The sequence below is a fragment of the Bradyrhizobium roseum genome (assembly GCF_030413175.1).
GTDB classification, from domain to species: Bacteria; Pseudomonadota; Alphaproteobacteria; order Rhizobiales; family Xanthobacteraceae; genus Bradyrhizobium; species Bradyrhizobium roseum.
In genome coordinates this window covers 6,925,458-6,950,078 of record NZ_CP129212.1, presented here as the reverse complement: position 1 = coordinate 6,950,078, position 24,621 = coordinate 6,925,458, and the positions used below count along the sequence as shown (strand labels likewise).

Below are 24,621 nucleotides of genomic sequence, written 5' to 3'. Positions count from 1 at the left end.
CGCTCACTGTGCGAGGCCGTTTGCGATCGTCTCGGACGTCACGCGCAGGAGATCGATGTAGGTCGGAACCTTGCCATCGGCGGCGCTGAGCGAGTCCACATAGAGAACACCACCATATTTGGCCCCGGTCTCGCGGGCAACCTGCCTGGCCGGGTCCGGCGAGATAGTGCTTTCGGAAAACACGACGCTGATCTTGTTGGCGCGTACCGCATCGATCACCTTGCGGACCTGCTGCGGCGTTCCCTGCTGGTCCGCATTGATCGGCCAGAGATAAAGCTCCTTCAGGCCGAAGTCGCGGGCGAGGTAGCTGAAGGCGCCCTCGCTCGACACCAGCCACCGGCGCTCCGGCGGAATCGCCGAGAGCTTCGCCTGGATCGGCGCAATCGCCGCCGAAATCTTCTGCTTGTACGCCTCGGCATTCGCCTTGTAGGTCGCGGCGTTGCTAGAATCGTACTTTGCGAAAGCGTCACGGATGTTGTCGACGTAGATCAGCGCCGCGCTCGGCGACATCCAGGCATGCGGGTTGGGCTTGCCCCTGTAGGGCCCCTCCACGATTCCCATCGGCTTGACGCCCTGCGAGACCACGACGCCCGGGACACCTTTGAGCCGCTGGAAGAACCTTTCGAACCAGAGCTCGAGATTGAGCCCGTTCCAGAGCACGAGATTGGCCTCCTGCGCTTTCAGGATGTCACCGGGCGTCGGCTGATAATTATGAATTTCAGCATCGGGCTTGGTAATCGACTCCACGGTTGCCGCGTCGCCGGCAACATTCCGCGCCATGTCGGCGATCACCGTGAAGGTCGTGACGGCCTTGAACTTGGCCTGGGCGAACGCTGCCTGCGTCATCAGCCCGAGCAGCGCAGCCCCCGCAGCCGTTGTGAGGACGGCGCGCCTGCCCCGATCAAACATTGCCTTGCTCTCCTGTGTCGTCCGCGCCGCCACGGCTGCCCGCCGCGGCCCTGCGAAGCTTCTCTAATTGCAATTAATTCGCAACTGGCTTGACGTATAAGGAACCTTCTGACAGTTTGCAAATAAGAACTATTCGCAAGAGAAAATTGCGCTGTAGATGCGATTGAGTGGCAATAGCAGTAAGGATTGCCCTGGGGTGGGGAAGTTGAGGCTGAGTGTTTACGCCCTTGCGGCGATCGCGATGACCGGGCCGGCGATGGCGGAAACGGAGGTTGTCGATGGCATTCCGCCGGTGTCGATTGCGACCAGCATGCCCGACAACGGCGACCCGGCCGGCGCTCGGAAATGGCTCGCGCAGCACGGCATCACCTACGGGCTGGTCTACACCGGCGAAGCGCTCCGCAACGCGTCGGGCGGTATCCGTCGCGGCAGCCTGTACCAAGGCAAGCTCGAAGCGTTCACCGCCATCGATTTCGGGAAGCTCGCCGGATGGCAGGGCCTGAGCTTCTTCGGCAATGCCTTCCAGATTCATCGCACCTCCGGGATGCGCGCCGAGCATTTCAACAGCCTGATCACGATCAGCAACATCGAGGCCGTGCCTTCGACGCGCCTTTCCGAACTGTGGCTCGAGCAGAAGCTGTTCGACGACCGGTTCGGCTTTCGCTTCGGCCAGCTTGCCGCCGATGCGGAGTTCTTCATCAGCGACTACAGCCGGATGTTCCTGAGCAGCGACTGGCCGACGATTACCGGCGCGAATCTGCCCAGCGGCGGCCCGGCCTATCCGCTCGCGACGCCGGGCGTCCGCTGGCGGTTCGATCCCGACAAGCACTGGTCGGCGCTCGTCGCCGTGTTCAACGGCGATCCCGGGGAGCAGGGAACGGTCAACACGACAGGCACCAATTTCAGGATCAACGATCCGCCGTTGCTGATGGGAGAGCTTCAGTTCCGGCACAATCAGGGAAAGGATGACAGCGGGCTGGCCGGAATCTACCGGCTGGGCGCATGGCATCATTTTGGAGAATTCCACGATCACAGGTTCGGCACGGATGGCCTCGCGCTTGCCGACCCCCTCAGCAACGGCATCGCGCGCCGGATCCGCGGCAACAGCGGCATCTACGGTGTCATCGATCAGCAGATCTATCGTCCAGCGAATGGCGGCCCCGACAGCGGTATCGGCATTTTCAGCCGCATTTCAGCCAGCCCCTCCGACAGCAGCCACATCAATTTCTTCTTCGACGGCGGCATTGTCTTCTCCGGCATGATCCCGGGCCGCCCCAACGACAGGTTCGGCGCCAGCTTCATCCGTGCCAACATTGCGAACAACGTACGGGCGTTCGATCGCGACGTGATTGCCCATTCCGGGATCGCGCAGCCGGTTCGCAGCAATGAGTTGACCATCGAGCTGAGCTACCAGGCGCAGATCAAACCCGGCTGGACCCTGCAACCGACCTTCGAATATGTGACCCGTCCCGGCGGCCACATATCCGATCCCGACAGGCCGGAGCGGCCGATCAAGAGCGGTGCGATATTCGGCGTGCGGACGACGATTGCCTATTGAGGCCGGTGCACGGCGCGTGCGACCAGCAGGCGCGGACGCGAATGGCTGGAGCGGCGCGCCAACGCGGCCGGTGGTTGCACGCCGCAGTTCGGTCTTTCAGATGAAGCGGAACTGCTGCCGCTCGCGTTTGGCGAGTTTCGGGATTGCCTGACCGACGATGATGTTCTTGAAGTGGTCGGTCTGCTGGTGATCGGCAAAGGCCGCTTCGCCCGCGAATACCTCGTAGAAGAAGAATTCCTGCGGCTTGGATATGTTCTGGTGAATCTGGAATTCCTTCACGCCGGGCTCGCCTTGCGCCTTTGGAAGAAAGTCCTTCAGAAGCTCCGCGACCGCGCCTTCCTCCCCGGAGTTGACCTCCCAGAAGGCAGTGACGACCAGGTTCGGGTTTGTGTTGTCCGTGGCGGCCATGGTGTTCTCCTGTGAAACATCCAGCTCGATCTCCGAGCCGGCGAGGCCAGACCACAATGGCCGATTTCCTGACGAATATGCTTCGACATCAATCGAACCATGATATCAACATCGAAGCCGGAACCCGTTTGACGATGCCGGCTTCCTATAGGGTCTTTTCGAAGTAGTATCGACGAATGCCGCCTCCCAGCGTCTTGTTGCTCGCCTGCTCGGCGACGGCCTCGCTCAGCAACCGATATCCCGCGTGCCTGCACAGTTCGAGCGCGGCCGGCTGTAGTTCAGACGTGCTCAATTCAAGCCTTCGCATGTCAAGCCGACGGCACTCAGCTTCAGCAAATCGCAGCATCAACTGGCCGATCCCGCTGCGTCGGGCGGACGGGTCGACATACATGCGACGCAACTCCATGGCGTCAGGCGCTGCGGGTTCAAGGCCGAACATGCCGACGACCTTCTCTTCCCTGCGGGCGACCCAAAAACTGCCGCCTCGCTGTCCATAGTAGGCCGCGACGCGATCCATTTCCTCGGTCAATGACCGGGCGATGTAATCTTCGAAGGCATCGCGCATATGCGGCGGCGATAGCAGTCGGTTGACGAGGATGAATAGTTCGCGGACATGAGGCGCGTCTTCCTCCCGGAACGGCCGGATGGCTATTTCGGCGCTCAAGTCGGGTTCTCCTTCATCATATCGGCCTTGAACGGCGTCGAATTACCAGCCGGTGGTTGTGCAGCAGAACATGGCGCGCTGTTGCACGGATTGGCGCGTGGCGCTCCTAAATCAGCTTCAGCCCCTTCAAACTCGCATGCCCGTTCTTGCCGACGATGATGTGGTCGTGCACGGCAATGCCGAGCGGGGTGGCGATCTGGACGATCGCTTTCGTCATCTGGATATCGGCCTGCGACGGCGTCGGATCGCCGCTTGGATGGTTGTGCACCAGGACCAGCGCGGTCGCCGATAGCTCGAGCGCGCGCTTGATCACTTCGCGTGGATAAACCGGCGTATGGTCGATGGTGCCGGTCTGCTGGATTTCATCCGCGATCAGCTGGTTGCGCTTGTCGAGGAACAGCAGGCGAAGCTGCTCCTTTTCGGCGAAGGCCATGCCGGACCGGCAATAGTCGATGACATCGTTCCAGGACGACAGCGCGATCTTGCGCCTGATCTCGCCCTTCGCCACCCGGCTGGCGGCAGCGGCGAGCAATTTGATCTGGTTGATCGAGGCCTCGCCGATGCCGTCGACCTCGCGCAGCCGCGCGACCGGGGCGTGAACCACTTCGGCGAACGAGCCGAATTCCCTCAACAGCGCTTTCGCCAGCGGTTTGGTGTCGCGCCGGGGCAGCGCCGGGAATAGCGCCATCTCCAGCAGTTCGTAATCGCTCAGCGTTTCCGGCCCGGCCGAATAGAAGCGTTCGCGCAGCCGCTCGCGATGGCCGTGATAATGCGGCGTTTCGGCGGGCTGATCCGGGGGAGGGGCTGTTTTGGGCGGCATCGGCGTCAAACATGCCGAGCCGCCGAGCTTTTGCAACTCTAAAGTGAGGGCGCATCCAGCGAAAAGGCGCCGCGCTGAGCGCGACGCCTTCGCGCTGTTTCGAAATCAGCGCGCGATCAGGCCTTCACGGCCGCGAATGCATAGCCGTTGCCGTCCTTCGAGAGCGTACCGACATTCGGGAAGCCGAAATGATAGCCCGCAATCATGCCCTTCTCGGCGATGACGCGATCGAAGAAGGCGCGGCGCGTAGCCTCCGCCTTCGGCCCGTCGGCATCGAAGCCGGAGAACCAGCCGGGATTCCTGACGAACAGCTGGTAGATGCCGGTGACGTCGCCCTGAATGAACAATTGCTGTCCGCCCGAGGCGACGAGGAACGACATATGTCCGACCGTATGGCCTGGCGTGGCGATCGCCTTTACGCCCGGCGCGATGTCGGCGCCGTCGCTGTACTGCTTGATGTTCTTCCAGGTCGGGAAGGTCGACTGGATCCGCTTGATGAAGGGCCGATTGGCTTCCGGCACTTTCTCCACCAGCGCCGGATCGGTCGCGAACTTGAACTCCACCTCGGGCATCATGATTTCCGCGTTCGGGAATACCTGTTCGTTGGTTTCCTTGACCCACAGGCCCGAGACGTGATCGGGATGGAAGTGCGAGATCACGACGGCGGAAACCGTTGCCGGATCGAGACCCGCCGCCTTCATGTTCTCGGCGAGCTTTCCGACCGACGCCGGGCCGTTGCCGCCAAACCCTGTGTCGAACAGGATGACCTTGCCGCCGGTCCGGACCGCCGTGACGGTGAAGGGATTCTGGATCTTGTCGGGGCCGATGCCGCTCGCCGTCAGCGCCTTCTTGACGTCGTCGAGGCCGACATTCTTCACCATGCCTTCGGTGACCTGACGCTCGATGCTGCCTTCATGCAGGCTGAAGGCTTCGATATCGCCGACCTTGTACTTGAGGCTGTCGGCCGCCTTCTGCGCCTGCGCCGCGCCGATGAACGAAACCGGTCCATTCAGCCCGAAAACCAGCGCCGCCCCGGTGCTCCCGAGGACCAGATCGCGACGTGAAATCTCGAACATGCCCTTGCTCCCTCTGTTTGATCTCTGTCCGCCAGATGCCCTCGCCGCCCGAGAACGCCCGCGCCGTGTTCTACCCCGCGAGCGATGTGCTATTCCGCTGCCTTGTATGAAATGGCGGCTGTCACGTTGCCGCAGGGCGGGCCGTGTTGAGAACGATTTGCAACTCGCTGGCGGCGATCGAGTCCCTCAGCACATGCCTGATGCGTGCAGGCATGGCTCGCGGCCGGGACGGTCGACGCGAAACGCTTCGATGAAGCGGCCTTCCTTCTGAGTCACGAAGACGGTTTTGCCGTCCGGGCCGCCGAAGGTGAGGTTGGTCGGCTGCTTGCCGCTCACCGGCACCTCGCGCTGCAGCGATCCATCGGCGCCGATCACGGCGATCTTGCCGGCCGACAACCGCGCGAGATAGATCCGGCCGTCCACGTCGGTGCGCAGGCCGTCGACTTCGAAATCCGCAAATGTCCGCACCAGCCGCGGTTCGAGCAGCTTGCTGCCGTCGAGGCGATAGGCCCACACCTGACGCGAATTCGATTCGCTGACGTAAAGCGTGGCGCCGTCCGGGCTGAGGTCGAGCCCGTTGGTGACGCCGAGTCGCCGCGGGCTGGCCATGACTTCGCCCTGGCTCTTGCCGTCCGCGCCGCGGGTGATGCGCCAGATCTGGCCGCCCGCAGGCGCGGCAAAGTGCGGGTCGCTGGCATAGAGCGTGCCGTCGGCCGCGATCGCCAAATCGTTCGGCTGGTTGAACCGGTCGGAATGAAAATAGACTTTTGGCGTGGTCTCGCCGGGTTCGATGACCCAAACATTGTGCTTCCTGAAATCGGCGATGTACATCCGGCCCTGCCGGTCGAAACGAATGCCGTTGCCGATGCTGCCTGAAGGCAGCGACGTGAAGAGCTGGGACTGCGCCGCGCCGGCCGCCAGCTTGCCGATGGTGCCGCTCTGTTGAAAATTGACGACGTAGAGATGGCCTGCCGCGTCGACCGCGGGGCCTTCGATGCCAGCCGTATACTCGCCCGGCGGCGTGATCCGCTTGCTGACGAACAAGGTTTCCTCGGCCGCGCCGCCCGGCCCTGCGAAGCAGGTCGCCAGCGCGATGAGAAAGGACGCGATCAGCCGCGCTTGCAAGTCCCGTCCGGCCATTGTCATCGCACGCTCCCGGCGCGGGAAGAGCAGTCGCCGCGCTTACGCCGCCGTCAGCGGCTTCTCGCCGTTGCGTTGCGACAGCGTGAAGATTTCGACGCCGGTCGCGGTCACGCCGACCGAATGCTCGAACTGCGCCGACAGCGAACGGTCGCGCGTGACCGCGGTCCAGCCGTCGGCCAGGATTTTCACATGCGGCTTGCCGAGATTGATCATCGGTTCGATGGTGAAGAACATGCCGGGCTTCAGCATCACGCCTTCGCCGGGCCGGCCGATATGAATGATGTTCGGCTCGTCGTGGAACATGCGCCCCAGCCCATGGCCGCAGAAATCGCGCACCACGCTCATGCCCTGCGGCTCGACAAAGCTCTGGATGGCGTGGCCGATGTCGCCGGTGGTGGCGCCCGGCTTCACCGCGGCGATGCCGCGCATCATGGCTTCATAGGTGACCTCGATCAGCCGCTCGGCCTTGCGCGCGATCGGGCCGATCACATACATCCGGCTGGAATCGCCGTACCAGCCGTCGACGATGAAGGTGACGTCGATATTGACGATGTCGCCTTCCTTCAGCGCGCGGTCGCCGGGCATGCCATGGCAGACCACGTGGTTGATCGAGGTGCAGGTCGAGTAGCGGTAGCCGCGATACATCAGCGTCGCCGGATAGGCGCCGTGGCTGAAGGCGAAGTCGCGGACGAATTCGTCGATCTGTGCGGTCGGGACGCCCACCTTGACGATGTCGGTGAGCTCGTCGAGGCATTTTGCGACCAGCGCGCCGGCCTTGCGCATGCCGGCGAACCCGCTCGGGCCGTGCAGCTTGATCTGGCCGGTCTTTCGCAGGGAAGTATCTGACGCTTCAATATAGCTCATGGGCGGGACATGCTTTGGCGGGAACGGAATGGTTATCGAACGGCCTAATTTAGTGGTCGAAGGGGAGGACGGCAAGCCGGGGGTTTTCGGTAACCAAATATCAAAAGGGGCTGTATTTAATTGGAAACTTCCACCACCTGCTCGACCGGCAGCGCGCCGCCGCGGATGCGGATTTCGCGGACCGGATAGGGAACCCGGATTCCCTCGCGCTTGAAGGCCTCCCACAGCGCCAGCATGACGTCGCTCTTGACGTTGTCCATGCCGTCGGGATCGGCGATCCAGAAGGTCAGCGAGAACTTCATGCCGGCCTCGGCGAATTCGGTGATGATGCAGTTCGGCGGCTTGTTCTTGATGGCGCGGGGGGCAGCGGCGGCGATCTCGATCGCCAGCTTGCAGACGAGGCGGGGATCGGCATCGTAGTTGGTGCTGAACAGCACCTTCACCAGCGTGTTCTTGTCGGTATAGGTCCAGTTGACGACCTTTTGCGTCACCAGATCCTCGTTCGGGATCAGAAACTCGCGGCCGTCGCCGGCGGCAACCGAGATGTAGCGCGTCTTCATCGCGCTGATCCGGCCCGAACTGTCGCCGATGGTGACGAGGTCGCCGGGCTTCACCGACTTGTCCGCCAGCAGGATGATGCCCGAGATGAAGTTGGCGACGATCTTCTGCAGGCCGAGACCGATACCGACGCCGGCCGCGCCGGTGAACACCGCGAGCGCCGACAGGTTGATGCCGACGGCGCCGAGCGCGATGGCAATCGCAATCACCATCAACCCGATGCGGATGATCTTGACCAGCAGCACCTGGATCGACGGCGTCAGGTCGCTGGCGCGGGTGATCCGGCTTTCGATGAAGTTGCTGGCGATGTTGGTCAGCCACAGCGCCGCGACCAGCAGCGCGCCGGCCTTGATCAGCAGCAGCGGCGTCAGCCGCAGGCCACCGATATCGATCGCAAACGAGTCGAGCGTTTCCGCGGCCGGTTCGAGCTGGCCGAGGATGCTCAGTGCCGCGATGAACCAGGCCGTGATCGACACCAGCTTGACGATGAAGGCGTTGCGGATCACCGAGGTGATGAGCCGGATCACGAGCCAGGCCAGCGCCAGCTTGGCGGCAACCATCAAGAGGTAGCTGCGGCTCGGCCAGGTGATATGGTACATCGTGATGCGCGCGGCGATCACGAGAATGGCGAAGATCGCGGTCGAGGCGCTGGCGACCAGCACGCGCGCGAAATGCCGGAGCGGCAGCGGCCAGCGCATCGCCAGCGAGGCTGTGTCGATCCGGCCCCGGATCGCGGTATCCGCCACGTAGGCGATGCCGGCGGCGGTCAGGATCAGCCCGAACTGCAGATAGAACCATGGTGAGGCAATCTCCGCGCCGACCGATCGCGCGGTTGATTGCACGAACTCGATGATCTCTTTCGGGGCCATGTCCATCGGCAATTCTCGTCGGGTGCAGCGCAGGCAATGATTCGAGCGCTGGGCAGATTTCCACAAACAAAACGGGCGGGCCATCGATACACGGGCCAGTGAAGTCGAATAAGCCCCTAAAAACCCGGCATATCGGAGCTGAAGGGGTTGGCGTTCAACTGTGGCGACGATAAGGATGCAATTGCAGGTATTTGCCGGGATTGTTGCGGTTATCGCGGAGGTTCATGGCTTCTCTCGACTCGGTCAGCATCGCCATCTTTCTCGGCGCCATCCTGGTGATGGCGGGCATCCTGTCGAGCCTGCTGGCGCTGCGCTTCGGGGCGCCGCTGCTGCTGGTGTTCCTCCTGATCGGCATGCTGGCGGGCGATGCCGGGCCGGGCCAGCTCAGCTTCAATGACGTCCGCACCACCTATCTGGTGGGATCGGTGGCGCTGGCGCTGATCCTGTTCGACGGCGGGCTGCGGACCAAGTTCCAGAGCATCCGCATCGTACTGGCGCCGTCGATGGTGCTGGCGACCGTTGGCGTACTGGTCACGGCGCTGGTCGCTGCCCCCGCCGCCAAATATGCGCTCGACCTGAACTGGACCGAGGCGCTGCTGGTCGGCGCGGTGGTGGCGTCGACCGATGCCGCGGCGGTGTTTCTGCTCGTTCACACCCAGGGCCTGCGCCTGCGTCCCCGCGTCGGCGCCACCCTGGAGGCCGAATCCGGCACCAACGACCCGTTCGCGATCTTTCTCACCCTGATGCTGGTCGAGTTCATCTCATCAGGCGAAAGCTCGCCGGGGCATGTCGTGAGGGAGCTCTTGCAGGAAGGCCTGCTCGGCACGATCGTCGGCGTGGTCGGCGGCCGTCTGGTGGTGGTGGCGCTCAATCGCATGGCGTTGCCGCAGGGGCTGCACGCGCCGTTTGTCACGACAGCGGCGCTGGTGATCTTCGGCGTCGCGCAGATCTCGCACGCGTCGGGGTTCCTCGCGGTCTATATCGCCGGCATCATCGTCGGCAACCGGCCGACGCGCGCGCATAATTCGGTGGTGACGTTCCTCGACGCCGCGACCTGGCTGGCGCAGATCGTGATGTTCGTCCTGCTTGGCCTGCTGGCGTCGCCGCAGCGGTTGTTGAGCAGCATCGGTCCCGCCGTGATCGTGGCGCTGGTGCTGATGCTGGTGGCGCGGCCGCTCGCGGTGCTGCTGTGTCTGGCGCCGTTCCGCTTCAACTGGCGGGAAAAGATCTTCATCGCCTGGACCGGCCTGCGCGGCGCGGTTGCGATCTTCCTCGCCTCGATTCCGATGCTGGTCGGGCTGTCAAAGGCCTATCTCTATTTCGATGTCGCCCTGGTCGTGGTCGTCATTTCGCTGCTGCTGCAGGGCTGGACGCTGGGCCCGGCAGCGCGCTGGCTGCACGTCGCGCTGCCGCGCGCCGACCGCGGCCCGCGGCGCGTCGAGCTCGATCTGCCTGGCCAGCTCGAACAGCAACTGGTCGGTTATCCCGTCCGTTCGAAGAGCTTGTATTTCCGGCGCGGCCTGCTGCCTTCCTGGTCGAGGCCGACGCTGGTGATCCGCGACCAACGCATCCTGTCACCGGCCGAGGCTGACCCCGTCGTACCCGGCGACTACGTCTATCTGCTGGCGCCGCCGGAAAAGGCCGAGGCGCTGGATCGTTTCTTCGTCGACATGCCGCCGAGCTCGGCCCCCGATCCGCATCTGCTCGGTGACTTCGTGGTGTCGGGCGAACACACCCTCGGCGAACTCGCCGCGATCTACGGCGTATCGGCCGATGAGGAGCAGGCCAAACTGACGCTGGCGGATTATTTCGATATCCATCTCGACCATGCGCCCAAGGAAGGCGCCGAACTGGTGCTGGATCCGATCGTGCTCGTCGCGCGCAGCATCAGCGGCGGCCGCGTCAGCGTGGTCGGCCTGCGGCTGCCGGAGGACGAGGAAGAGGCGGTGCCGCTGACCCGTGGGCAGAAGGCCAGGCGCAAGCTGGCGGATGTCTGGTCGCAGGTGGCGGGGGTTTAGAGGCCATGCAGGGCGGATTGGAGCCGAAGGCGTAATCCGCCGTCGTCCGGCCCAGTCCCGTGTCTCCTGTGCTATCCTGCAACCGCCAGACTTTCTTGAGAACCTTGCAGTGATTTACCCGACCCTGAAATTGCTCCATATCATCAGCTCTACAATTCTATTCGGCGGGGGCATGTTTGCTGCCTTGCTGGGCACAATCGTATTTGGCTCTCGAAAATTGAAGGACATTGCGGAGGTCGGGTCTCAGATTGTCAAGGTCGAGTTGTACCTGACCATATTGTCCGCGCTCGTACAGATCATCACGGGATGGTGGATGGCGTCGCTGGCGGGATTTCCGGCTCTGACTGGATGGCTCGGGTGGGCCTTGATGCTGTTTTGTGTGGCCGGACTTTGCTGGATACTTGGTGTCTGGCTGCAGCATCGCATGATTGATCTTTCCAGGAAGGCGATGGAGACAAACTCGGAATTGCCCGCCGAATATCATCAGCTGTTTAGAAACTGGACGTTGCTCGGCCTGCCTTCGACGGCAGCCATGATTGGAATCTTCTATTTGATGGTCTTTAAGCCGGTCTGAATGTCGTCAAACATGACCGGCCGCAACGATCGTGACAGCCGCTCCAACCGTAATCGCAAATGTCGACATGCGCGCGGGCCCGCAAATCAGCTCCATTTACGCGCATACCGCCTCATTGAAGAGGGGCGCACGCGTCGTCACGATACGCGGGGAGCGGTGGACGCGAGGCGGCCGCGCGCGAGGCATTGCAGGGCGGCGGCCGCACCGGTCTCCGGCCAAGCGGGGTTGAGTTGCACTTTCGACGGTTGAGGAAGTGGCCGACTATCTCTAGTCTGACTGAAAATCGACCTTACGCTCGCGGTGGAAACGCAGGAGACACAATAATGTCCGCCCCCTCTGACGATCAGCTCGGCTTCGCGCCGGACTACGATTCCCCGGTCCCTTACATGCAGCGGACCCGCGATTATTACGCCGCGATCGGCTACACGACGCCTTACCGCTGGGCGCACTATGTCGACGCACCGTTTCAGCCCCTGAACAAGCCGCTGGCGCAATCGCGCGTCACCATCGTCACCACAGCCGCGCAATATGATCCCACCAAAGGCGATCAGGGTCCCGGCGCGGCCTATAACGGCGGCGCCAAGTTCTACCAGGTCTATGACGGCGACACGTCGAAGCCGCACGACCTGCGCATCTCGCATATCGGCTACGACCGCAAGCACACCACGGCGACCGACAGCGGCACCTGGTTTCCGCTGCCGCAGCTGCTGAAGGCGGCGGCCGCGGGGCGGATCGGCGAGGTCGCGCCGCGCTTCTTCGGCGCGCCGACCAACCGCAGCCATCGCGTCACCATCGATGTCGATGCGCCCGAGATTCTCGCGCGCTGCCAGGCTGACAAGGTCGACGTCGCCGTGATCGTCCCGAACTGCCCGGTCTGTCACCAGACTTCGGCGCTGGTGGCGCGCCATCTCGAAGCCAATGGGATTCCCACCGTCGTAATGGGCTGCGCCAAGGACATCGTCGAACACGCCGCCGCGCCGCGCTTTTTGTTCTCGGATTTCCCGCTCGGCAATTCCGCCGGCAAACCGCAGGATGTGGCGTCCCAGGCGCAGACGCTCGAACTGGCGCTGCGACTGTTGGAGTCCGCGGCAGGCGCGCGCACCACGATGCAGTCGCCGCTGCGCTGGAGCGAGGATGCTTCCTGGAAGCTCGACTACAACAACGTCGCGCAGATGAGCCCGGAAGAACTGGCGCGACGCCGCGCCGAGTTTGACAAGCAGAAAGAAATCGCGCGCGGCAACCGCGCGGCGTGACGGGTTACTTCCTTCTCCCCTTGTGGGAGCAGGTGGCAGCCGAAGGCTGCCGGATGAGGGGTATCTCTCCGCGAACTCGGCGTTTGCGGAGACAAACCCCTCACCCGTCCGCGATGCTTTGCATCGCGTCCACCCTCTCCCACAAGGGGAGAGGGAAGAAAAAAAGCAGGAGGAACCCCATTTGACCCGACCGTTCGAAGGCGTGAAGGTTCTCGACTTCACGCAGGTGCTGGCCGGCCCCTATGCCAGCTATCAGCTCGCGCTGCTCGGCGCCGACGTCATTAAGGTGGAGCGCCGCGAGGGCGAGGACATGCGGCGCACGCCGCTGAGCCGCGAATGGGCCGAGCGCGGGCTCGCCCCGGGCTGGCAGGCCATCAACGGCAACAAGCGCAGCCTCACGCTCGATCTCTCCAAGCCGGAGGCGATCACCATCGTCAGGCAGCTCGCCGCGCAGGCCGACGTGGTGATGGAGAACTTTCGCCCCGGGGTGATGGACAAGCTCGGCATCGGCTATGCGGCCCTGTCGGCGATCAATCCCCGGCTGATCTATTGCGCCATTTCAGGCTTCGGCCAGACCGGGCCGGAACGCCTGGGCGCCGGCTATGACGGCAAGATACAGGCACTGTCGGGGATCATGTCGATCACCGGCCATCCCGAGACCGGGCCCACCCGCGCCGGCTTTGCGGTCTGCGACGTGCTGTCCGGCGCCACGGCGGCTTTCGGTGTGTCGAGCGCATTGTTCCAGCGCACCCATACCGGCAAGGGCCAACTGGTCGACGTCTCAATGCTGGAGGCGACGCTGGCGTTCCTGTCCGGGCAGGTGGCGGATTATTCGGTCGCCGGCCACCGCCAGCAGCTTTCCGGCAATCAGGCGGTGAGCCGCCGGCCGACCGCAAACCTGTTCAAGGCCGGCGACGGCTATCTGCTGCTCGCCGTCAACAGCGAGAAGCAATACATCGCGCTGATGACCGCGCTCGGCCGCGCCGATGCGCTGGGTGACCCGCGCTTCGCCGACTGGTTCGCCCGCCAGGAGAACGAACCGGCCCTGCGCGCCATCATCGAGGAGGCGCTGGCGAAGAAAGAGCCCCGCGAGTGGGAAAAGGTCTTGGAGGCCGCGGGCGCCCCCTGCGCCAGCATCTGGAAGGTCGAGGAGGTGATCGACCACCCGCAGATCGCGGCGCGCGGTGCCATTCAGGAGCTCGATACGCCCTATGGACGCCTGCGCTTTGCCGGCAGCGGGTTCCAGCTCTCCCATGGCGGCGGCCGGCTCGATCGCATGGCGCCCGCGCTCAGCGCCCACACCGAGGAGGTGCTGGTCTCGCTCGGCTATGATGCAAAGGCGATCGCGGAACTGCGGACGCGCGAGGTCGTGTAGCGGTAGCCAGGGCGGGGATCCTTGCCCTGTCCCGTTTTGGGCGGCTCGCGCATGGCGCCCCCCTCATCAAGTTGCTTTTATCGATCCGGCGCACCGTCTAAAAGACCACCTTTCCCGACCCGAGAAGGACAGATCATGCCCGCCTACCGCTCCCGAACCACGACCCACGGCCGCAACATGGCGGGCGCCCGCGGCCTCTGGCGCGCCACCGGCATGAAGAACGAGGACTTTGGCAAGCCGATCATTGCCGTGGTCAATTCCTTCACCCAATTCGTGCCGGGCCACGTCCACCTGAAGGATCTCGGCCAGCTCGTCGCGCGCGAAATCGAGAAGGCCGGCGGCGTCGCCAAGGAGTTCAATACCATCGCGGTCGATGACGGCATTGCGATGGGCCATGACGGCATGTTGTACAGCCTGCCGTCGCGCGAAATCATCGCCGACAGCGTCGAGTACATGGTCAACGCGCATTGCGCCGACGCCATGGTCTGCATCTCCAACTGCGACAAGATCACGCCCGGCATGCTGATGGCGACGCTGCGGCTCAACATCCCGACCGTGTTCGTCTCCGGCGGACCGATGGAATCCGGCAAGATCAATCTCAAGGGCAAGAAGCGCGCGGTCGACCTGATCGACGCCATGGTCGCCGCCGCCGACAGCAATGTCAGCGATGAAGAAGTCGAAGTGATCGAGCGCTCGGCGTGCCCGACCTGCGGCTCGTGCTCGGGCATGTTCACGGCCAATTCGATGAATTGCCTCACCGAGGCACTGGGGCTGGCGCTGCCGGGTAACGGCTCGGTGCTGGCGACGCACGCCGACCGCAAGGGCCTGTTCGTCGAAGCCGGCCACCTGATCGTCGATCTCGCGCGTCGCTATTACGAGCAGGACGACGAAACCGCGTTGCCGCGATCGATCGCCAGCTTCAAGGCGTTCGAGAATGCGATGACGCTCGATATCGCGATGGGCGGATCGACCAACACCGTGCTGCATCTCCTGGCCGCCGCCTATGAAGGGCAGGTGCCGTTCACCATGCAGGACATCGACCGCCTGTCGCGCCGGGTGCCCGTGCTGTGCAAGGTCGCGCCGTCGGTCGCCGACGTGCACATGGAAGACGTGCATCGCGCCGGCGGCATCATGGCCATCCTCGGAGAACTCAACCGGGCCGGATTGCTCAATCGCGGCCTGCCGATGGTTCACAGCAAGACGCTGGAGGACGCGCTCGGTCGCTGGGATATCATGCAGAGCAAAAGTGAGAGCGTCCGCAAGTTCTACATGGCCGCGCCGGGCAACGTGCCGACCCAGGTTGCCTTCAGCCAGGAGAAGCGGTTCGAGGAACTCGATACCGACCGTTCCGCCGGCTGCATTCGCGACGCCGAGCATGCCTATTCGAAGGACGGCGGACTTGCCGTGCTGTCGGGCAACATCGCGCTCGAGGGCTGCATCGTGAAGACCGCCGGCGTCGATGAAAGCATCCTCAAGTTCGAGGGACCGGCACGGGTGTTCGAAAGCCAGGACGCCGCTGTCGAAGGCATTCTGGGCAACAAGATCAAGGCCGGCGATGTCGTCGTGGTCCGCTATGAAGGCCCGCGCGGCGGTCCTGGCATGCAGGAGATGCTGTATCCGACCAGCTACCTCAAATCAAAGGGCCTCGGCAAAGTCTGTGCGCTGGTCACCGATGGCCGCTTCTCCGGTGGTTCGTCCGGCCTGTCGATCGGACATCTGTCGCCGGAAGCCGCTGAGGGCGGACTAATCGGCCTGGTGGAAGAGGGCGACCTCATCAAGATCGACATCCCCGCGCGCTCGATCAGCCTCGCGGTTGATGACGCCACGTTGGCCAGACGCCGCGAAGCCATGCTGGCCCGCGGCGCGGAGGCCTGGAAGCCGGCCAAGAAGCGCGCCCGCAAGGTGACGATGGCGCTGAAAGCTTATGCCGCGCTCACGACGAGCGCCGCCCGCGGCGCGGTGCGCGTCGTTCCGGAGTAGGCGCTTTACCTGGGCACATTGCTTCGCTGCTTTTCGTGCGCCGCTCGGATCGGGCCGAATGGTCCGTACATGTGTTGCTTCTGATCGAACCCGTCGGCGTACGGGCCGTAGGGCGCATCGACGGGCTTGGTGAGAAGGTCGGGAAAATCCTTGTCGAGGCCCGCTTTCGTCGGACGCGGTTGAGAGATCATGTAGGCCGCGACGTCCCAGGCCTGCTCGACGGTGAGCTGCGGATTCAGGTAGTCGGTCCCGTGCGGCATATTGAAGTGCACGAAGTTCGCCGCGGTAATCAGCCGGGCCATGCCGGCGCCGTTGTTGAAACTGTCCGGGCCCCATAGCGGCGGCACCATGTAGCCGAGATCGCTGGTCGGCAGGCTGCGGCGGATTCCGGAGCCGTCGGTGTTGTGGCAGGCGAGACAGGCCTTCGCGTAGATCGTCTTGCCGCGAACCGGATCGGCGGCCCGATTAAGTTCAGGCATCGCCCCGGTGCCCAGGCCCGACAGCACTTTGCCGGCAGGGACCCCCGAGGACAGAAACCGGATGTAAGCCACCATGGCCTGCATTTCCGGACTGTCGAGCGGCAGCATGCGGCCGTTCATGCTGCGCGACATGCACGAGTTCACGCGGTCTTCGATCGTGATTTCGGCGCCGAGCCGGGCGCTGTATTGCGGAAACAGCTCGACCAGCCCGAACAGCGGCAGGCCGAACTTCTTCGTGCCGGCTTCGAGATGACAGTTGCTGCAGGCGAGATTGTTGCCGGCAAAACGTTTTGATGAATCCGGTACCTCAGGCCCGATATGGGCGTAGGTCGCGGTGATCAGGTCGCGCCCGCGCCGTACCAGCCGGCCGTGATTGTCATCGGGCAGGGCGCCGACTTCCGGCACCGTCCATACGGGCGGGGCGACCGCCTGCGTCCGCCCCGCATCCGTCGCGGCCATCCCGACGGCAACGGCTGTGACCACGCGCACCATCCAGAAGCAGAGGAGTTTTGGAACCATCGGTTCTCTCGACACCACAGGTGGATTCTGGACATATGCCAGATCAAGACCATTCTCGGCCGACTGAGGTTAATGTCGAGTTCAGCGTACCGGGCACCTCCGGCGTGGCGGCCGAGAGAGACGCTACCGGCGTGAAATCCGGTTCTGCTCGTTGCGGGCTGGCAGACTGGACTGGACGACGGGCCTGTCACCGGTGGCGATCACGTCGCCGGAGCGCAACGATCCGTCCATCGCGAGATCGACGGGCGCCAGGCCGACCGGGCTGCGGCCGTTGCAGGTGCAATCGGCGCGCAGCGCCTTGCGATAGGCAAAGGCGTTCGCGCTGTCGGTGTAGCGTTCGCCGGTTGAGGCATAGGCGTTGTCGATGTTGGCGCCGAAGAAAATTCTGGTTGGGCTGGCCGGACAGAACGCCTGGCACATTTGCGTCGGCGAGGCCGCGCCGCGCATCAGCGGAAAATATTTGCCGTCGCAACTGCGCACGCAGAAGGCCGGCCCGGAGCTAGCGGCGACCTGCCCCGGCGGCCCGGGTTGCGGGTCATTGTTGAAAATTTTGCCGAACAGTGAAGGCTGGGACTGGTGCTTTTGGCCGCCGCCGAAAAGGAAATCGAGCAGGTTTTCGGCCGAGCTCAGTTCCGGCGCCAGCGCCACAGGGATAATAATGGCGGCAACAGCCACGATGCGGCGCAACATGCGCTGAAAAGACAATCTGCTTCGCAATACCTGATCCACCGGACGCAACGACCTCCCTTGCAAGCATCAGGGAAAACCGGGTTCTCATTTGCGGCAATCGTGGATTTCAAACACGCTCGAAGCAGGGCGGAGAAAAGGAAAGAAAATGGCGAGCAGGCGCGGCCGACCTGCGACCTCACGCGCCATGCGTCCGATCTTGCCAAGCTGCCTTCCGAGGTGAAGTATCCACCGACGCACAAGCGAGCCTTTTGAGCCTTTGGGGGCCTCATGCAGAAGTCGCGGCGGGATGTTCTAAAACTCCTCGGGGGTGCTGCGGCGCCTCTGGCCCTGCCGGACGTTGCTGAGGCGCAGTCCTATCCCGATCGGCCGATCCGCCTGGTCGTGCCGTTCCCGCCTGGAGGCGCCTACGATTCGCTGGGGCGACCATGGGCCGAGAGGATCAAGCCGCTGCTCGGATCGATCGTCGTGGAGAACATCGGCGGCGCCGGTGCCTCGCTCGGCGCTTCCACGGTCGCCAAGGCACGCCCCGACGGCTACACCATCCTGCTCGGCGGCACGCTGCCGCACGTCAACGAAGCGCTGCTGAAGGCAAGGCCGCTCTACGATCCGATCAAGGACCTCGATCCGATCATGCAGCTCGCGGTCGGCTCTCTTTGCGTCGCGGTGCACCCATCGGTGCCCGTCAAGTCGCTTGACGAACTCGTCGCGCATGTCAAAGCCAATCCAGGCAAGATATCCTATGGTCACGTCGGCGTCGGTTCGACCAATCATCTGGTTGGCGAGTTGTTCAAGTCGGTCGCGGGCATTCCGGAACTCGCCCAGATTCCCTATCGGGGCGCCGGGCCGGTCATGACGGACCTGGTCGGCGGTCAGATACCGATGGGAGTCGTTGGGTGCACGGCGCAAAGCCTGGGACTTCACAAGTCCGGCGGATTGCGCATTCTGGCGATCACGAGCGCGACGCCGCTGCTCGCAGCGCCGGACCTGCCCACGGTGGTGCAGGCCGGATTTCCAGGCATCGCCAACGAAAGCAGCTATGGCCTGCTTGCGCCCGCCGGAACGCCGAAGCCCATCATCGACAGGATCGCCAGCGCCTCGCGCGCGCTGCTGTCGACGCCTGAATACCAGCGGCTCATGATCGAGACGGGATTTGAAGCGACGCCGGATTCCAATCCGGAAAGGTTTCGCAAGGTGCTGGCCGATGCGGTCAAGTTCTGGGAGCCGCTGGTGACCCGGCTCGGCTTGAAAATCGATTGAAGGCGCACGGTCGCACAGGTCCCACGAGGCTGCGATTGCGCGCTACGCCAGCACCTTCACCCCGCCGAGCGCGGTGACGCGTCCTCGTTTCAGCATCACGATCTGCGTCGCCAGTTGACGCAGTTCGGCGGCGTCGTGGCTGACGTAGACCATCGGAATGCCCTCGTCGCGCAGCCGGGCGAGATAGGGCAGGATCTCCTCCTTGCGGCCCTCGTCGAGCGAGCCGAGCGGCTCGTCCATCAGCAGCAATCGTGGTTTCGACAGCAGCGCGCGGCCGAGCGCGACGCGCTGGCGCTCGCCCCCGGAGAGCTGGCCGGGGCGGCGGTCGAGCAGTTGGCCGATGTCGAGCAGGTCGGTGACGCGCTTGTGCTGGACAGGATCGGCCGCGAGGCGGTTCATGCGCCGGCCGTAGTCGAGATTTTGCCGGACGTCGAGATGCGGAAACAGTCGCGCGTCCTGAAACACATAGCCGATCCGCCGCCGGTGGGGCGGCACGTGAATTCCCTTCGACGTATCGTCCAGCACCTCGTCATCAAGCGCAATGACGCCGCGATCCGGCCGCAACAGTCCTGCGATCATGTTGATCAGCGAGGTCTTGCCGGCGCCGGACGCGCCGAACAGGCCGGTGACGCGGCCCTGGCTCTCGAATTTGGCCTCCAGCGAGAATTCGCCAAGCTGCTTTGTGACGTCGACGCGCAGCATGGTCAGTTCCCGTGCAGGCGTTTGGTGGCGCGCCGCGCGAACCATTCGGAGGCAATCAGTGCGCCCATCGCGATCGCGATCGAGATCAGCACCAGCCGGCTGGCGGCGGCGTCGCCGTCCGGCGTCTGGATCAACGAATAGATCGCGGACGAAATCGTTTGCGTCTCGCCGGGAATGTTGGAGACGAAGGTAATCGTCGCGCCGAACTCGCCGATCGCCTTGGCAAAGCCGAGCACCATGCCGGCCAGTATGCCGGGCAGCGCCAGCGGCAGCGTCACGGTGGCGAACACCTGCCACGGCGCGGCGCCGAGCGTGCTGGACGCCTGCTCTAGCCGGCGGTCGATTGCCTCGATCGACAGTCGGATCGGCCGCACCAGCAGCGGAAACGACATGATGCCGCAGGCCAGCGCCGCGCCGGTCCATCGAAACGCGAACACGATGCCGAGATGGTCGGCCAGCCACGCGCCGACCGTGCCACGGCGGCCGAAGGTCAGCAGCAGCAGATAGCCGGTAACCACCGGCGGCAGCACCAGCGGCAGATGCACCGCGGCGTCGAGGATTGACTTGCCCCAGAAATCATATCGCGCCAGCAGCCATGCCAGCGCGATGCCGAACGGGGTCGCCACCAGCGTTGCAATGACTGCCACCCGCAGCGACAGCAGGATGGCCGTCCATTCGGCGGGCGAGATATCGAACATCAGGTGGTGGGGCTGAGCAGGAACTTGAAGCCGTATTTTTCAAGAATGGTCTTCGCCGCGGTCGAGCGCAGGAACGCAAGATAGTCTGCCGTCTCCGGCTTGGCGGTCGTCGTCGCCGCGACGGGATAGATGATGGCGGGATGCGAATCCGCCGGGAAGGCGCCGACCACCTTCACGCCGGGCTCGATAATGGCGTCGGTGGAATAGACGATGCCGAGTGCCGCTTCGCCACGCGCGACCAGCGTCAGCGCGGCGCGCACGCTTTCGGCCATCGCGAATTTCGGCTCGGCGGCCTGCCACGAACCGAGCTTCTCCAGCGCGGCCTTGGCGTATTTGCCGACCGGCACGGACTTGACGTCGCCGGTCGCGATCTTGCCGTCGCCGGCGAGCTTGGCGAGATTGAAACCCGCACCGATGTTCACATTGTCGATTTTGGAATCCTTCGGCGCGATCATCACGATGCTGTTGCCGAGCAGGTTGACCCGGGTCGGCTCGTTGATGCTCTTTTTCCCGATCGCGTAATCCATCCAGTCGGTGTCCGCCGAGATGAACACGTCGGCCGGCGCGCCCTGTTCGATCTGCTTTGCCAGCGCCGAGCTGGCGGCATAGCTCACCGTGATCCTGACGCCTGATCTGGCGGTGTAGGCGGCGTCGATTTCATCGAGCGCATTTTTCATCGAGGCGGCAGCAAAGACGGTCAATGCCTTCTCCTGCGCGGCGGCCGGCGAATAGAGGGCTGGTAACGATATGGCGAAGGCCAGGAAAAGACCGGCGACACGCTTCATCGGGGGCGCTCCATGCGTGATTGCGTGCTGCGGTTGCCGCGCGCAAGACAGGCGTTGATTTGGATCGAGGCGACCCTCGGAAGCGCCGTTCCGGTATTCCCTGGAGGACTTGCGGTCGATCAGGAATGTCGCCAGCCCGGACAATAGTCAGGTTGAAGCAGGAGGTAAAGACGGCTGCACCGCCGTGCAAGCCGCCGCAGGGGCGTCAGTGGTGGTGTCGCTTGTGCCCGCCGCCGCCATACCCGCGCAATTCGGCATATTTGGTCATCTGCGACGGGGTCAGGATGCCCCCTGTCGACAGATGGTATTTCAGATGGGTTTCGCGCAGCACGCCCTGCGTCGCCGCGACCGCCGTGGTGGATGCCTTCAGGCTTTCCGGCGTCACCGTGCGGGTTGCAAACTGCTTGTCCAGTTCGGCTTCCTGCTCGATCAGCCTGGCGCCCAGCGGCATCGCCTCGGCTTTCATCGAGTCGAACAGGCGCTGCACGCTGGCCCGCTGCCCGGCAGAGAGTTCGAGCTTGTCGGCCAGTTCGAGAACGTGCAACGGGCCGGGATAGCCGTTCAGTTCGGCTGCGAGCGCGAAACCCATGCCGCGGCCGGCGCCGAGGTCGGCGATCTGTTGTTCGGAAAGCGCCTTGATCGGGCGGGTCTGCATTCCGGCGTAGGGAGTTTGCGCGTGCACGCTGGTGACAAGAGCAATGGATGCAATCAGGGGCCAGATCTTCATCGTTATTCTCCTGCGGATTTGATTCTGGACGTCAGGGCTTCGCATCCGGCGCATGCAACACGGCTTTGCAGGCCGGCGGCAGCGCCGCCATGGTCATCGGCGGCTTGGGTTTCGGCGGCACCGTTGGCGGCTTGGGATGCAGCACGGCGTCGCTGAACCAGTAGGCGAGATCGCCGGTGCTGCAGCCCTCGCCTTCGGTCGGCTCGGGCTGGCTTTCGCATTCGCCGGCACCGGGCGGGCACTTCATGCGGATGTGGAAGTGATAGTCGTGGCCGTACATCGGCCGCACTTTCTGCAGCCAGCCGCGATCGCCCTTGGCCTCGCGGCACAGCGCCTTCTTGATCGCCGCGTTGACGAAGATGCGCTGCACGCTGGATTCCATCGCAGCGGCGCGGATGACAGCCAGATGCTTCGGCGTCCAGGCGTGCGGGTCGATGTCGAGCCGGTCGCTGCGCACCATCATGACAGCCGACATTTCCTCGCGCTCGTTGCGCGACAATTGCCGGCCCGGCATCGGCGTCAGCCAGATATCGGCGTCGAGCCCGACCTGATGGCTGGCGTGCCCGGTAAGCATCGGTCCGCCGCGCGGCTGCGACATGTCGCCGACCAGTATCCCGTGCCAGCCCGCATCCTTGTGCGCCTTGGCAGCGAGCCGCTTGACCAGCGCGACGAGGTCGGGGTGTCCCCAGTTGCGGTTGCGCGACAGCCGCATCACCTGCCAATTGTCGCCGTTGATCGACAAACCCTCCGCGCCCGCGATGCAACCATGCGCATAGAAGCCGTGCACACGCGTTGGCATCGCCGCCGGCCGCACCTTGCGGCCGAACAGTTCCTTTGCTGCCACCGAGGGGTCGTCGGGATTGGCCAGCGGCGGCAGCGGCCTTGGATTGACCGTGCCCTTGTCCTGTGCGCATGCGACGGCCACGGTGGCGGCGGTCATGGCGGCGATGATCAGAATCAGGCGAGGGTTCATCGGATCACTCTAGCCGCGAAAAACGGGGCATGAAACCGGGCCGCGGGGCGTTGGCGCGGTAACGCTGATATTGCCGCTTGTGGCGGCGCGCAATGATGAAATCTGCGTGAGGCAAGACCGGTTGTCGCGGACACGACTACTGCAACTTGATATTTGCCGACCGGATCACCGTGGCCCACCGGTCGACTTCCTCCCGCATGTATTTCGATGTCCTCTCGACCGTGCCGCCAAAAGCGACGGCCGACAGCTTCTTGAAGTGGTCCTGAACCTCGGGCCGGCGCAGCGCCTCGTTGACGTCGGCGTTGATCTTTGCGACAATGTCTTTCGGCGTTTTCGGCGGTGCCACGATGCCGTACCAGGCGACCGATTCAAAGCCGGGCAGCGTTTCGGCAATCGTCGGGACATTCGGCATCGACGGCAGGCGGGTGGAGGACGCCACCGCGAGCAGTTTCAGCTTGCCGGCCTGAGCCAGCGCCAGCGAAACCCCGAGATTGTCGAACATGATGTCGACTTCGCCGGCGACGAGCCCTTGTAGCGCAGGCGCCGAGCCGCGATACGGAATGTGCCGCAGCTTCACCTTCGCCATCGCTTGAAACAGCTCCGAGGTCAGGTGTGAGGTCGTGCCATTGCCTTGCGTGGCGCAGATCGTCCTGTCCGAATTGCCCTTCAGGAATGCGATCAGCTCGGGCACGCTCGACGCCTTGATGTTGTTCGGATTGACCATCACCGCGTTCGGCACCTGCGCCATCACGATGACAGGCTCGAACCTGGTCGGGTCGTAGGCCAGTTTCGGATACAGATTGTGATTGATCACGAGTGACGGCGGCGGTGACGAGAGCAGCGTGTAGCCGTCGGGCGCCGAATGGTAGACCTGTTCAGCGCCGATATTGCCCCCAGCGCCCGTGCGGTTCTCGATGACAACAGGCTGATTCCATTTGCGCGACAGCCAGTCGGCGACGATCCGCGGGATCGCGTCGGCGGTTCCTCCAGCCGGAAATGGAACGACGATTTTTACCGGACGGTCAGGGAATTCATTGGCGCGGGCGGGGGGATGACCAGGTGCAAGAAGAGCGAGAAGCAGCGCGAGGAGCGCCAGTTGGCGGCGAACGGGAATATCTGGCGTAGAGCCGGGCATTGAATCTCTTCCCGCTGGCCACATCTGCGCCGCCCGGTCCGGACTGTCGACGCTTGGTGTTTGCGGGGAGGATAGCTTGAGCGCGCGGGCTTCCGAAGCAGTTTTTGCGCGAGACGATGGCGCAGCCGCAACGCACAGCCGTGATCATGGAAGGCGGAATCGGCGGGCTGTTCGCTGCCAATGCGCTGATCGCCCACGGCTTCGACGTTTTTGTCGACGAGCAGGCGCTGGCGGCGCTGTACGACCGCGGGCCGGTGGCCTTCCTGGCCTATGAGCAATTGCGGCGCTGGCGCGTAGCCGCCGTTCAGAGCGGCGCGCGCGTGAATGGCATGCGCTACGACTCGTCCTGCGCCGATCTCGGCGTCCGTGATGCCGAGATTACCGCGCCTGCCGCGTTCCGCCGACGGCTTTACGACCAAGACGTGGTGCCGGAAGCGCAAGCCGTCGCGGCTGCCTTGGGTTGAATGGCCGTGACGCCGCTACTGCGTTAACCGCACGATAACCCTTTCGATCGTTGGCCGTGGCTCGGGCGCATGTCTGGGGTTTCGCGCATTCCTTGTGCACCCGGGGCGGGCGTCGCCGTCCGG

25 protein-coding genes are annotated in these 24,621 nt (G+C 64.0%); 9 read left to right on the top strand and 16 right to left on the bottom strand.

The genetic code is table 11. The annotated features are described in order from the left end of the window. Window positions 1-3: 3 nt before the first annotated feature. Complete coding sequence (locus QUH67_RS32895) at window positions 4-909, bottom strand: metal ABC transporter substrate-binding protein (protein WP_300944033.1); 906 nt, start codon at window positions 907-909, stop codon at window positions 4-6. Between the two features lie 196 nt (window positions 910-1,105). On the opposite strand from QUH67_RS32895, the gene QUH67_RS32890 reads away from it, so the two are divergent. After that, on the top strand, window positions 1,106-2,467 hold the full coding sequence (locus tag QUH67_RS32890; protein ID WP_300944031.1) for a carbohydrate porin: 1,362 nt from the start codon (window positions 1,106-1,108) through the stop codon (window positions 2,465-2,467). 96 nt (window positions 2,468-2,563) lie between these two features. Here QUH67_RS32890 and QUH67_RS32885 read toward each other — a convergent pair whose 3' ends face one another. The 7 genes from QUH67_RS32885 to QUH67_RS32855 all read right to left on the bottom strand — a co-directional run bounded on the left by QUH67_RS32885 (window position 2,564) and on the right by QUH67_RS32855 (window position 8,875). Next, complete coding sequence (locus tag QUH67_RS32885) at window positions 2,564-2,875, bottom strand: putative quinol monooxygenase (RefSeq protein WP_300944029.1); 312 nt, start codon at window positions 2,873-2,875, stop codon at window positions 2,564-2,566. Window positions 2,876-3,020: 145 nt separating this feature from the next. After that, entirely contained in the window at window positions 3,021-3,539 is a 519-nt protein-coding gene (locus QUH67_RS32880) for a GNAT family N-acetyltransferase (RefSeq protein ID WP_300944027.1), read from the bottom strand. Between the two features lie 106 nt (window positions 3,540-3,645). After that, window positions 3,646-4,359 carry a RadC family protein gene (radC, locus tag QUH67_RS32875; RefSeq protein ID WP_300944025.1) on the bottom strand — a complete coding sequence of 238 codons (714 nt, stop codon included), beginning with the start codon at window positions 4,357-4,359 and terminating at the stop codon, window positions 3,646-3,648. A 116-nt stretch (window positions 4,360-4,475) separates the two neighbouring features. Beyond that, window positions 4,476-5,435 (bottom strand): MBL fold metallo-hydrolase, encoded by a 960-nt coding sequence (locus QUH67_RS32870; RefSeq protein ID WP_300944022.1) that lies wholly within the window; start codon window positions 5,433-5,435, stop codon window positions 4,476-4,478. Between the two features lie 186 nt (window positions 5,436-5,621). After that, a complete protein-coding gene (locus QUH67_RS32865; RefSeq protein ID WP_300944020.1) occupies window positions 5,622-6,581 on the bottom strand; it encodes an SMP-30/gluconolactonase/LRE family protein in 960 nt (319 codons plus the stop codon). Window positions 6,582-6,617: 36 nt separating this feature from the next. Continuing rightward, entirely contained in the window at window positions 6,618-7,442 is an 825-nt protein-coding gene (gene map, locus QUH67_RS32860; protein WP_300944018.1) for a type I methionyl aminopeptidase, read from the bottom strand. A 116-nt stretch (window positions 7,443-7,558) separates the two neighbouring features. Next, complete coding sequence (locus tag QUH67_RS32855) at window positions 7,559-8,875, bottom strand: mechanosensitive ion channel family protein (protein WP_300944016.1); 1,317 nt, start codon at window positions 8,873-8,875, stop codon at window positions 7,559-7,561. A 218-nt stretch (window positions 8,876-9,093) separates the two neighbouring features. Between QUH67_RS32855 and QUH67_RS32850 the strand changes: the two genes are divergently transcribed. The 5 genes from QUH67_RS32850 (at window position 9,094) to ilvD (ending at window position 16,069) form a co-directional block, all read left to right on the top strand. Continuing rightward, on the top strand, window positions 9,094-10,887 hold the full coding sequence (locus QUH67_RS32850; protein WP_300944014.1) for a potassium/proton antiporter: 1,794 nt from the start codon (window positions 9,094-9,096) through the stop codon (window positions 10,885-10,887). A 109-nt stretch (window positions 10,888-10,996) separates the two neighbouring features. Next, on the top strand, window positions 10,997-11,461 hold the full coding sequence (locus QUH67_RS32845; protein WP_300944012.1) for a DUF2269 family protein: 465 nt from the start codon (window positions 10,997-10,999) through the stop codon (window positions 11,459-11,461). A gap of 323 nt (window positions 11,462-11,784) precedes the next feature. Next, on the top strand, window positions 11,785-12,714 hold the full coding sequence (locus tag QUH67_RS32840; RefSeq protein WP_300944010.1) for a glycine reductase: 930 nt from the start codon (window positions 11,785-11,787) through the stop codon (window positions 12,712-12,714). A 181-nt stretch (window positions 12,715-12,895) separates the two neighbouring features. Next, on the top strand, window positions 12,896-14,089 hold the full coding sequence (locus QUH67_RS32835; RefSeq protein WP_300944008.1) for a CaiB/BaiF CoA transferase family protein: 1,194 nt from the start codon (window positions 12,896-12,898) through the stop codon (window positions 14,087-14,089). Between the two features lie 135 nt (window positions 14,090-14,224). Continuing rightward, the gene (gene ilvD, locus QUH67_RS32830; protein ID WP_300944006.1) at window positions 14,225-16,069 is read left to right on the top strand and encodes a dihydroxy-acid dehydratase; all 1,845 of its coding nucleotides are present in this window, start codon (window positions 14,225-14,227) and stop codon (window positions 16,067-16,069) included. A 5-nt stretch (window positions 16,070-16,074) separates the two neighbouring features. Here the strand turns inward: ilvD and QUH67_RS32825 are convergent, their stop codons facing one another. Both QUH67_RS32825 and QUH67_RS34890 read right to left on the bottom strand, forming a co-directional pair. Then, complete coding sequence (locus tag QUH67_RS32825) at window positions 16,075-17,067, bottom strand: c-type cytochrome (RefSeq protein ID WP_407080377.1); 993 nt, start codon at window positions 17,065-17,067, stop codon at window positions 16,075-16,077. A 123-nt stretch (window positions 17,068-17,190) separates the two neighbouring features. Further along, window positions 17,191-17,547, bottom strand: a complete 357-nt coding sequence (locus tag QUH67_RS34890) for a DUF2865 domain-containing protein (protein WP_320416113.1) — start codon at window positions 17,545-17,547, stop codon at window positions 17,191-17,193. 102 nt (window positions 17,548-17,649) lie between these two features. Between QUH67_RS34890 and QUH67_RS32815 the strand changes: the two genes are divergently transcribed. Both QUH67_RS32815 and QUH67_RS32810 read left to right on the top strand, forming a co-directional pair. After that, the gene (locus tag QUH67_RS32815; RefSeq protein WP_300948319.1) at window positions 17,650-18,009 is read left to right on the top strand and encodes a hypothetical protein; all 360 of its coding nucleotides are present in this window, start codon (window positions 17,650-17,652) and stop codon (window positions 18,007-18,009) included. A gap of 15 nt (window positions 18,010-18,024) precedes the next feature. Continuing rightward, window positions 18,025-19,014, top strand: coding sequence for a Bug family tripartite tricarboxylate transporter substrate binding protein (locus tag QUH67_RS32810; protein WP_300944005.1), 990 nt, complete (start codon window positions 18,025-18,027; stop codon window positions 19,012-19,014). A gap of 42 nt (window positions 19,015-19,056) precedes the next feature. Here QUH67_RS32810 and modC read toward each other — a convergent pair whose 3' ends face one another. The 6 genes from modC to QUH67_RS32780 all read right to left on the bottom strand — a co-directional run bounded on the left by modC (window position 19,057) and on the right by QUH67_RS32780 (window position 24,034). Beyond that, window positions 19,057-19,716, bottom strand: coding sequence for a molybdenum ABC transporter ATP-binding protein (gene modC, locus QUH67_RS32805; protein ID WP_300944004.1), 660 nt, complete (start codon window positions 19,714-19,716; stop codon window positions 19,057-19,059). A 2-nt stretch (window positions 19,717-19,718) separates the two neighbouring features. Beyond that, the gene (modB, locus tag QUH67_RS32800) at window positions 19,719-20,414 is read right to left on the bottom strand and encodes a molybdate ABC transporter permease subunit (RefSeq protein ID WP_300944003.1); all 696 of its coding nucleotides are present in this window, start codon (window positions 20,412-20,414) and stop codon (window positions 19,719-19,721) included. Continuing rightward, window positions 20,414-21,199 (bottom strand): molybdate ABC transporter substrate-binding protein, encoded by a 786-nt coding sequence (gene modA / locus QUH67_RS32795; protein ID WP_300944002.1) that lies wholly within the window; start codon window positions 21,197-21,199, stop codon window positions 20,414-20,416. Before modA ends, modB begins: the two co-directional genes overlap by 1 nt. Before the next feature lie 205 nt (window positions 21,200-21,404). After that, entirely contained in the window at window positions 21,405-21,926 is a 522-nt protein-coding gene (locus QUH67_RS32790) for a hypothetical protein (RefSeq protein ID WP_300944001.1), read from the bottom strand. Between the two features lie 31 nt (window positions 21,927-21,957). Next, window positions 21,958-22,899 carry a penicillin-insensitive murein endopeptidase gene (gene mepA / locus QUH67_RS32785; RefSeq protein ID WP_300944000.1) on the bottom strand — a complete coding sequence of 314 codons (942 nt, stop codon included), beginning with the start codon at window positions 22,897-22,899 and terminating at the stop codon, window positions 21,958-21,960. A 136-nt stretch (window positions 22,900-23,035) separates the two neighbouring features. Then, window positions 23,036-24,034 (bottom strand): Bug family tripartite tricarboxylate transporter substrate binding protein, encoded by a 999-nt coding sequence (locus tag QUH67_RS32780; protein WP_300943999.1) that lies wholly within the window; start codon window positions 24,032-24,034, stop codon window positions 23,036-23,038. Window positions 24,035-24,138: 104 nt separating this feature from the next. On the opposite strand from QUH67_RS32780, the gene QUH67_RS32775 reads away from it, so the two are divergent. Beyond that, a complete protein-coding gene (locus QUH67_RS32775; RefSeq protein ID WP_300943998.1) occupies window positions 24,139-24,498 on the top strand; it encodes a hypothetical protein in 360 nt (119 codons plus the stop codon). Window positions 24,499-24,621: the final 123 nt, after the last annotated feature.